Annotated in this window: 10 protein-coding genes; all 10 read right to left on the bottom strand. The window is 48.2% G+C overall.

Annotated elements, in window-relative coordinates; genetic code table 11:
• Positions 1-143: 143 nt before the first annotated feature.
• Complete coding sequence (locus tag Q0394_RS11220) at positions 144-437, bottom strand: metal-sulfur cluster assembly factor (RefSeq protein WP_298947714.1); 294 nt, start codon at positions 435-437, stop codon at positions 144-146.
• Positions 434-1,636, bottom strand: a complete 1,203-nt coding sequence (locus Q0394_RS11215) for a peptidase M50 (RefSeq protein ID WP_298947712.1) — start codon at positions 1,634-1,636, stop codon at positions 434-436. Before Q0394_RS11215 ends, Q0394_RS11220 begins: the two co-directional genes overlap by 4 nt.
• An 8-nt stretch (positions 1,637-1,644) precedes the next feature.
• A complete protein-coding gene (locus tag Q0394_RS11210) occupies positions 1,645-1,983 on the bottom strand; it encodes a hypothetical protein (protein WP_298947710.1) in 339 nt (112 codons plus the stop codon).
• A gap of 205 nt (positions 1,984-2,188) precedes the next feature.
• Complete coding sequence (locus Q0394_RS11205; protein WP_002946870.1) at positions 2,189-2,374, bottom strand: hypothetical protein; 186 nt, start codon at positions 2,372-2,374, stop codon at positions 2,189-2,191.
• 174 nt (positions 2,375-2,548) lie between these two features.
• Positions 2,549-4,087 (bottom strand): bifunctional phosphoribosylaminoimidazolecarboxamide formyltransferase/IMP cyclohydrolase, encoded by a 1,539-nt coding sequence (gene purH, locus Q0394_RS11200; RefSeq protein WP_298947708.1) that lies wholly within the window; start codon positions 4,085-4,087, stop codon positions 2,549-2,551.
• Positions 4,088-4,430: 343 nt separating this feature from the next.
• Positions 4,431-5,174, bottom strand: a complete 744-nt coding sequence (locus Q0394_RS11195) for a TerB family tellurite resistance protein (protein WP_298947707.1) — start codon at positions 5,172-5,174, stop codon at positions 4,431-4,433.
• A gap of 4 nt (positions 5,175-5,178) precedes the next feature.
• On the bottom strand, positions 5,179-6,237 hold the full coding sequence (locus Q0394_RS11190) for a hypothetical protein (protein ID WP_009496422.1): 1,059 nt from the start codon (positions 6,235-6,237) through the stop codon (positions 5,179-5,181).
• Between the two features lie 41 nt (positions 6,238-6,278).
• Positions 6,279-6,413 (bottom strand): hypothetical protein, encoded by a 135-nt coding sequence (locus Q0394_RS11185; RefSeq protein WP_298789437.1) that lies wholly within the window; start codon positions 6,411-6,413, stop codon positions 6,279-6,281.
• Positions 6,414-6,416: 3 nt separating this feature from the next.
• On the bottom strand, positions 6,417-8,606 hold the full coding sequence (gene purL, locus Q0394_RS11180; protein ID WP_298947704.1) for a phosphoribosylformylglycinamidine synthase subunit PurL: 2,190 nt from the start codon (positions 8,604-8,606) through the stop codon (positions 6,417-6,419).
• Between the two features lie 111 nt (positions 8,607-8,717).
• On the bottom strand, positions 8,718-9,362 hold the full coding sequence (locus Q0394_RS11175) for a hypothetical protein (RefSeq protein WP_298947703.1): 645 nt from the start codon (positions 9,360-9,362) through the stop codon (positions 8,718-8,720).
• Positions 9,363-9,365: the final 3 nt, after the last annotated feature.

The following is a 9,365-nucleotide window of genomic DNA, read 5'->3' as shown; positions in this document are numbered from 1 at the left end:
CTAGTTTCGTATCGGTATTAAGGCGCAGAGGAGAATTGGTTGGGATAAAATGATACGCGCCCCATACAAGCTTATAAACAGATCAAATCGCGATCAAATTTAGTCGGCAGCTCGGCAAAACTCGCTCGCAGCTAACACCAAATTCACGCTCCTAACGCCGTCCTCACCTCGTCGCTCGCCATCTCGATACTCCACGCAGGCTCCCACACGAGGTCTATCTCGCACTCTTTTACGCCGTCGACGTTTAGCACCGCCGTCTCCACCCAGCCCAGTATCATCTCATGCAGCGGGCATGAGCGTGTAGATAGCGTCATCGTGACCTTTGCTTTGCCGTTCTCGTCGCAAACCGCGTCGTAAATCAGCCCCAAAGACACGATATCAAAGCCCACCTCGGGATCGACGATGTTTGAGAGAGCGGCATAGATTTTTTCTTTCATTTTTCTTCCTTTATTCCAAATTTCGTAAATTTAAAAACATTTATCATATTTATCGCGACCAAAACGATACTAACGAGTAGGCAAGCCACGCCGCAGTGTGCGAGCGATTTTATCTCCAGCCAGACGCCAAGTTCGTAGAGCGCGAGTCCAAGAGCATTAAAGCCGATACCGATATATGCAGGCTTTTTAAGTATCATCTGATCTAGCAGCGGCACCTTTATCTTACCCACAAAGGGCGCTACGTAGTGGTACCAGATGAGAAACGGCGCAATCTTGTAAAGATGAGCCGCGATGAAGGCGAACAAAAAGCCGTAAATCAGCATAAACACCGCCATATCGTATCTATCCGCCGCAATCAATACGCAAAAAAGCACGAAGGCCGCGAGCGAAAGAGCGATATTGACGTTCCAGTAGTCATATGCTTTGCGGACGCGCTTTTTTAGGATATGTAGCGCCTCGGCGACAAAGCAAATAATCGCCGCCCCAAAGGCAAAGTACGCGTAAATTTCGCTAAAAAAGAGCAAAACACCAGCCAAAATATAAAACCCGAAGGCAAATTTGCTAAGCGTAAATTTTAGATCGTGCGCAAGAGCAAACATCGGTAGCAGCACGGTCGCCACGCCTACGATGATGAAAAAAACAAAGCCGAGTACGAAATAGACGTGAAATTTAAGCGCGAACATAAAATCCATCGGCAAAGTGCCAGAAAGTATCATCAAAAGGCAAAATCCAAGCGAGATGCCCGCGAGTAAAAATATCGCCGAAACAAAAAGCATAAAGGCCGCGAAGCTCTTTTTTTCATTATCCATAAAGCTAACGATATAGGTCGTGCCAAAAAACAGCAGCGCCAGAAAAAGCGCCATGCCGCCGCCGTGCATGAAGCCCGTTTTGCCGCTGATCATCCCGTAGCCCATCGCAGCGATCCCTACGCAGTAGACGGCTAAATTTAGCATCGCGCCCTTGATCGTCGAAAACGGCTTTTCTAAAATCACCGAAGTGAGCTGATACAACGCGCCGATGATGATGCTCATCACAAATCCGACGAAAAAAACGTGCAAAAATCCCGCCGTCTCAAGCCCCGCGATCGTTTCAAAATCAGCCGCAAAAAAAGCTGGGATACTCGCTATCAAAAAGAAAATACCTGCGATAAAATAACCGCCCACTAGCTTAAAAGGCGGCGCAAAGGTGTTTAAAAGCATAGCCTATCTCAGTGGCAAAGGCTTGTATCTACGTTTTTGACGTCCGCGCCCTGCTTTAGGCTAAAGGTCATCTTGACCGCCCCACCCTCTAAATCCTCGCGCTCGATGTCAAACTGCTCCTCTATTTTAGGGATCAGTCCGGCTGGAAATTTATGATTTACCATCACGATTTTGGTGTTTTGGTTTGCAAATTTGATCGCTACTAGCGCATTTACCATAGGCTCAGGCGGTACACACGGACGGCTGTCAAATCCGACGAAATCCACTCCGCCTTCGCTATATCTATAAAACGGCACCGTCGCGCCCTCGGCGTTAAACTGCTCGGCGCCTTTGAAAAAATCGCTCATTTTTTATCCTTGTTTTAAATTTGGATAATTATACTCTTATTTTGCGCGCGGGCGTCTTGACCTTGCTTAAGGGGTTAAATTTTAAATTTGACGACCGCGGAGTCAAATTTGAGTGGCAAAACCCGAGCGTTGATGATGTGAAATTTGAGATGAGATAAAATTTGGTGGCGTAAATTTGACCACCAATTAAAACATAAAGCACCGCCTAGCAGTACTGCTTGTAGCCTTTTTTACAGAGCTGTTTTTTGCCCTCTTGTTTTAGGATTTCGTTTTTGCTCTCGCCGTTATAGGTAGCGTTTTGATCGCTGCCGCCGACCTTTTCGCCGTTTACGTAGATATTAGCCGCATAAAGCCCCGCCAAAAATACCAAGAAAATCAAAATTTGCTTCATAGACTGCTTTCAATTAAATTTAATCTCCAAAGCGCAAGCAAATCGCAGTCCAAATTTAAAAGCAGGCACGTCAAATTTAAGCAAAGCGGAGCAAGCGCGCCGCTAATCAATAAGCTTAGAACGGCAAAACGACGCAGTCAAATTTACGCCGCCTTGCCATCAAACAATCAAATTTTAGTGTAAAAAGTGGCGCACACCCGTAAAATACATCGCCATGCCGTGCTCGTTTGCCGCCTGCACGACCTCGTCGTCGCGGATACTACCGCCAGGCTGTATCACAGCCTTTACGCCCGCCTCGCTTGCGATATCAATACTATCTCGGAACGGGAAAAACGCCTCGCTAGCAAGCGCGCAACCGCGTAAATCAAGCCCCATATCGCGCGCCTTAGCCACGGCCGCACGCGCGGCGTCCACGCGGCTAGTCATACCCATACCGATGGCGACTACGGCGCTGTTTTTCACGTAAACGACGCAGTTGCTTTTCGTGAGCGCCGCGACTTTCCACGCGATCTCAAGGTCTTTTAACTCAGCCTCGCTAGCTGCGCGCGCGGTTTGTAGTTTCATATTTTGTAGCTCGCTAGCTTTCACCTCGTCGCTTTGCTGATAGACAAAGCCGCCGTCAACGTGCTTGAAATCGTATTTGTCGTTTGCACGCTGTAAAAATTTATTGCCCTGAGTGAAAATTTTGATGCGCTTTTTGGCTTCAAATACCGCGAGCGCGTCCTCGTCAACGTTTGCGGCGATGATGACCTCAACGTAGATTTCGTTGATTTTCTCGGCCAAAGCGCGGTCTAGCGTGCCGTTTATCGCGACGACGCCGCCGTATGCCGAGACTGGATCGCATTTTAGCGCTTCGACGTAGCTCTCGAGTAGATTTGATTTTACGGCAAAGCCGCAAGCGTTAGCGTGCTTGACGATGGCGACCGCAGGCGCGGAGTCAAAGCTGCTTGCTAACGCTAAAGCGGCATTGATGTCGGTAATGTTATTGAAGCTCGCTTCGCCTTTTAGCGCGGTGAAGTTGTTGCTAAAAAAGTAATCAAACTCGTATAGCGCGCCTTTTTGGTGCGGGTTTTCGCCATAGCGCGCGTCAAAAACCTTGCTACCGGCGATAAATTTTATCTCGCCAAAACCGTCGTTAAAGCGCTCGTTCATATAGTTTGCGATCATAGAGTCGTACGCCGCGGTGTGCTCGTAGGCTTTTATCATCAAATTTCGCCTAAAAGTAGCCTTCTCGCTCTCGTCCGCGCCCCCTATGACCCGTAAAACCTCGTCATAATCAAGCGGGCTCGTGATGATATAAACGCTGGCAAAATTTTTAGCCGCCGATCGCACCATCGCAGGGCCGCCGATGTCGATATTTTCGATGATCTCATCAAAATCATCGGTGCGGATGGTGGTTTGCTTAAACGGATATAAATTTACGCAGACCAGATCGATGCCGCCGATGCCGTGCTGCGCGGCTTGGCTCACGTGGCTTGCGTCGTTTCGCTTGTGCAATATCCCTCCGTGAATCTTTGGGTGCAGGGTTTTCACGCGTCCCTCAAACATCTCGGGCGAGCCCGTGTATTCGCTCACTTCAACCGCCTTTACGCCCTGTTCTTTTAGCAATTTGTGCGTACCGCCCGTGCTTAATATCTCAAAACCGAGTCGCTCGAGTCCTTTGGCAAACTCTACGATGCCTTCTTTGTCGCTGACGCTGATTAATGCTCTCATTTATATTCCTTTCTTTTTTTGGGCTTTTCTTTTTCTACTTATGCTTCGTTAGCTTTTAAATTTTAAGCTCGATGAACTACATGTTCTATCTTCGGTCTGGAATTTTGTCGCTTCTGCTTGCAGTTACGAGCCGCAGGCGAAGTAAAGCATTTAAATTCATCGCAAGATACCGCGCCGAAACTTGGCTTAATTTTACAGAAATTTGACTAAATTTTAAAAACCTAAAGGCGAAGTATTTTTGATTTAGACGCGGCGGTTTTCAATTTTACGACGGGAGTTACCGAGTGGGTAATGACCGAGTAAAATTTAAAACCAACAAAGTATAAATCAAAAAGACAAGCCGCTAAGCCGCACGTTGTTTTATGGTTTCATACGCCTCATTTATCTCTTGCAGTTTTCGGGTACTCTTTTCTATCATCTCCTCACTCTCGCCGCGCCCCATAAGGATATCGGGATGATATTTTTTCACGAGTTCGCGGTAGCGCTTTTTTACCTCGTCAAATGGCGCATCCTCTTTTAGACTAAGCACTGCATACGGGCTTTTCGTACGCATTTCATACGGATTTCGCCGCGTCTGCCTTTGATCGTAAAATGCCTCAAACCTCGCCAGTATCGCTTCAAAGATGCCCTCATCAAGCCCAAATCCGGAGGCGATCTGCTCTATGATATTGCGCTCGCTTTTGCTAAATTCGCCGTCTATGTAGGCTAAATTTAACAAAAACGATATCTTCGCAGCCGCGGCGTCTTGGCTAAGACGAAAGCGATCTTTATATTGCCGCGCGATAAAATAGGCATTATGCACTGTCTCTTTTTCGCGGTTATATATCTGCTTTAGCTCCGCTCTCATAGCTGCGTCGTTACCGAGCCTTAGCGTGATATCGTCTAGCGTCTCGCTGATAAGGCGAGCTTCTAGCTCATTTACCCTGCCGTCGCTTTTGGCGACTTTGGCAAGCAAGCTAACTAAAAATTTCGCCTCTTCAAACATCGCCCGTTTTTGTGAGCCGCCTAAATTTGCGGGATTTTGACTGAAATTTGAGACCAGATAATAAATCCCGTAAAATATCAAAAACCAAAAAATAAAATTCAAAATATCACCATAAATGATAAATCGTATTTTTGAGCTTGCCGCCCACTAGCTCGTTTTTACGCCACGAGCTCTCGTCGTTCATCACGTTCCAGCGGCGCTCGTCGGGGCGGTAGAACCAATCTTTGTCGATCTGATAATAAATCTGCTTGCCGTTTGCCTCGATTATGTTGGCGATGTTGTTGTCGTGGTAGCTGTTCTCGTCGTAGTCGGTAAACGCGCGCTGTCCCATCTCGGAGTAAAGAAGCGTGAGCTCTTGGAGCATCTCGTTTAGCTCGTTGTCCATCTTTTGCACGTGCAGTCCGATCTCCTCTGCCTCGCGGAAAAGTATCGGATAGTCATGTGCCGGATAGTCGCTGTTTAGGCGCTCGGAGATGTTTTGGATCTTTGATTCGTCGGTCATATGGTAGCGCAAAAGCTCGCAGCAAATCTTTAGCGAGAGCGAGCTAGCGCGGTCTACGGCGCCAAAAACCAGCGGATGGATATAGTTGTATAGCGATTTATACGGGTTTTCGTCATTATCTTTTTCGTGCATTTTCCATAGTTTTATCACGCGGTTTAGCTCGTCCATCGATACGCTAACGCGCTCGTTGCCGTTATCTATCGGGCTCATCGCGTGCTTTAGCGAGGTATCGACGGCGGTCAGATACGCTAGCGGACCCATCACAATCTCGTTTGCGCCAAGCGCCATCATCGTCGCAGCCGACGCGCAGTTAGCAGGAATGAGAGCGGTGATGTTTTTGCAGTAGTTTCGCAGAGTGCTGATGATACGAAGCGCTGCGATACCGCTGCCGCCGTCACTTTTGATGAACAAAAACGCGTTTTCTATCTTTTTGCCCTTTAAAATTTCATACATCGCGCTCGCGTCGTTGCCGCAGACGCTGCCCGCGTTTGAGTTGTAGTATGTGATGAGCGTGCCGCCCAGTTTGGCCTCGACCGCCTTTAGTACCTGCTGAGTCTCGCTAAATAACACCGGCGGTTTAGCTACGCTTTTTTGATCCATTCCTCTGCCCTCCTTTTGCGGCTGTTCTTCTTCTTTGTTGTTTAAAAAGTCTTTCCAAGACATCTACTTTCCTTTCAAATTTTGATTCAAATTTTTACGATCTTTTAATATCGCTTGCAAAATTTGGCGCTAAAATGCTTGACCAAACGCCGCCGAGACGAGCCAAATTTAGCAAGCATCAAATTTACGCCGCTCAAATTTAGCCAGCTCAAACCCGCCTCGCCAAAATTGGGCGTCAAATTTTAGTCCTCTTGGCGGATGATTGCGGCAAATTTATTAAAATAAACCTCGCTCACGTCGCTTAGCTTTTCATCGATATCGTTTAGTTTAAATTTATCTCCGCCCACGCTGCCGATTTTTTCAAATTTGACGCCGTATTTTGTGGCTAGAGCTTCAAATTTAGCCTCGTCTTTTACGCCGACGATCGCGCGCGAAAAGCTCTCGTCAAAGATGAAATTTGACTTTTTAACATCAAATTTACACTCCGCACCAAGCCCGCTTAGGCATGCCATCTTAGCTAACGTTATCGCTACGCCGCCCACGCCTACGCTGTTTGCAAACTCTAGCGCGTCCGATTTATTTGCCTCGATGACCAAGTCCCACAGCGCGCGCTCTTTTTTGTAGTCCACCGCGCACAGCTCGCCACCCACCGCGTCAAATAGCGCCTTAGCGTAAAGCGACGCGGCAAATTCGCCCTTCGTCTCGCCAAGCACGTATATCGCCGTGCCCACGCGCGCAAAGACGCTGGACAAACTCGCGTTTGCATCATCGTTCACGCCCACAGTCACGATCGCGGGCGTCGGATAGACGCTCACGCCCTCGGTGTCGTTATATAGGCTCACGTTGCCGCTCACAACTGGCGTATTTAGCTCGCGGCAAGCCTCTTTGATACCCTCGCAGCCCTGCGCGAACTGCCACATGACCTCCGGATTTTGCGGATTTCCGTAGTTTAGGCAGTCGGTGATAGCTAGAGGCGTCGCTCCGCTCATCGCGACCTTTCGTCCGGCCGCCGCGACCGCTCTAGCCGCGCCGATTTTGGGATCGACGAAATTTGCCCGCGGGTCGCACTGCGCCGCCATCGCGATCGCCCTACCCGTTTCTTTCACGCGGATAACCGCGGCTCCAAGGAGCCCCGGCTGCTTGATCGTATTTGTTTGGATATTGGCGTCGTATTGATCGTAGATTAGCGACTTGTTTAGCACCTCTGGCTCGCCAAGCAACTTCCAAAACGCGGTTTTGCCATCGACGTTTTCAGGTATTTGCAAATTTTTAATTTCGTCTAGGTATTTCGGACGCGCAGTCGGTCGGTCAAGCACCGGAGAGGCTTCGCTAAGCGGCGCTATCGGTATCTCGCCCGCTAGCTCGCCGTGCCAATAAAGCTCCATCACGCCGCTACTTGTCACCTCGCCGATGATCTCGGCGTCTAGGTCCCATTTTTTAAATATCTCGAGTATCTTTTGCTCGCAGCCTTTTTTGGCACAGATGAGCATACGCTCCTGAGATTCACTTAGCATGAGTTCGTACGGCGTCATGCCCGTCTCGCGCATAGGCACGCGATCTAGATACATCTTCATACCGCTGCCGCTGCGTCCGGCCATCTCAAAGCTGCTAGAGGTTAGCCCCGCCGCGCCCATATCCTGGATACCCACGACATAGTCGGTTTTAAACAGCTCCAAGCACGCCTCCATCAGCAGCTTTTCGGCAAACGGATCGCCCACCTGCACGGTCGGGCGCAGGGATTTGTTCGCGTCGTTAAAGCTATCGCTAGCCATCACGGCTCCCCCAAGCCCGTCGCGACCGGTCTTTGAGCCCACGTAGATCACGGGGTTGCCGATACCTTCGGCTCTGCCGTAAAATATCTCGTCGCTCTTACAAAGCCCCAGCGCAAATGCGTTTACTAGGATGTTGCCGTTAAAACTAGGATCAAACGTCGTCTCGCCGCCGATAGTAGGGATGCCCATGCAGTTGCCGTAGTGAGCGATGCCCGCGACCGCGCCTTTTAGCAGATAGCGCTGTTTTCTCGCATTTTCGCTCTCGCCCCTCACCTCGCCGAATCGCAGCGAGTTCATATTTGCCACGACCCGCGCGCCCATCGTAAATACGTCGCGCAGTATCCCGCCAACGCCCGTCGCCGCGCCCTGAAAAGGCTCGATGAAGCTTGGGTGGTTGTGGCTCTCCATCTTAAACACCGCCGCGACGCCGCCTCCGACGTCGATGACGCCCGCGTTCTCGCCTGGACCCTGGATCACCCACGGGGCTTTGGTCGGGAAGCCGTTTAGGTACTTTTTACTCGACTTGTAGCTGCAGTGCTCGCTCCACATTGCGGAAAATATCCCAAGCTCGAGCAAATTTGGCTCTCTACCTAGGATCTTTAGGATCTCTTCGTACTCTTGGTCGCTGATTTTGTGCGCTTTTACGGTAGCTTTGTCCATTTTTAGCCTTTAAAAAATTTTGGTTGATTTTACTTAAATTCGCATAAAAACTTGATAAACCAAAAAGCAATCAAAAAACGAGAAATTTGACTTAGTAGTCAAACTTACCCATCACTCAAAACTATAACTTTTCTCGATTTCGTCGATATCTATATCTTTTTGTAAAAAATATTCGCCAACCTCGTCGTAAATTTTCTCACAGTAAAAATATATCAAAAAATGCCTTCTAGCTCTAAAACCTAGATATTTCGTTCCAAGCTTAATGGAAGGAAACGCCGTAAATCCCCAAAAACTCCCGTTTAAAATCAAATAAAGTAAAAATTTGATCGCCAAATTCGATAAATAATAAGCAAGCCCAAGCAGTAGAATCGAGCCGTTAGAAATAAACGTCATGCCCGCTAAACAAACAAAAATAAACGCCTTGTCGCCCAAATCCGATCCCTTGTTATCTCCTACGAAAAACGGCCTGATCATATTATGGTCTTTAGTTACGTAGTAGCGTCTTTCGACTTTACCTTTTCGAATAAATTCTATATATCTGTTCGTAAATTTAATCTCGCGCCTATATACAACCATAGAAAATACATACGTCAAAAGCGTAAAAGTCAGCGCTATCAAAACAGGAGAAAAACAAGTAAAAAAGCTATTGCTCCTATCGTCAAAATAGTTTATCGCAAATAAAAAAAGCGACATAGCGCAAAAAAACGACGCTCCACAAAGCGTAAAATCGATAAAGTTACTATAATCGGTGATCACGAG

It is taken from the genome of uncultured Campylobacter sp., from assembly GCF_938039205.1.
In the GTDB taxonomy this organism is placed as follows: domain Bacteria; phylum Campylobacterota; class Campylobacteria; order Campylobacterales; family Campylobacteraceae; genus Campylobacter_A.
Note: the sequence above shows the minus strand (reverse complement) of the source record. Positions and strands in the feature narration are given on the sequence as shown.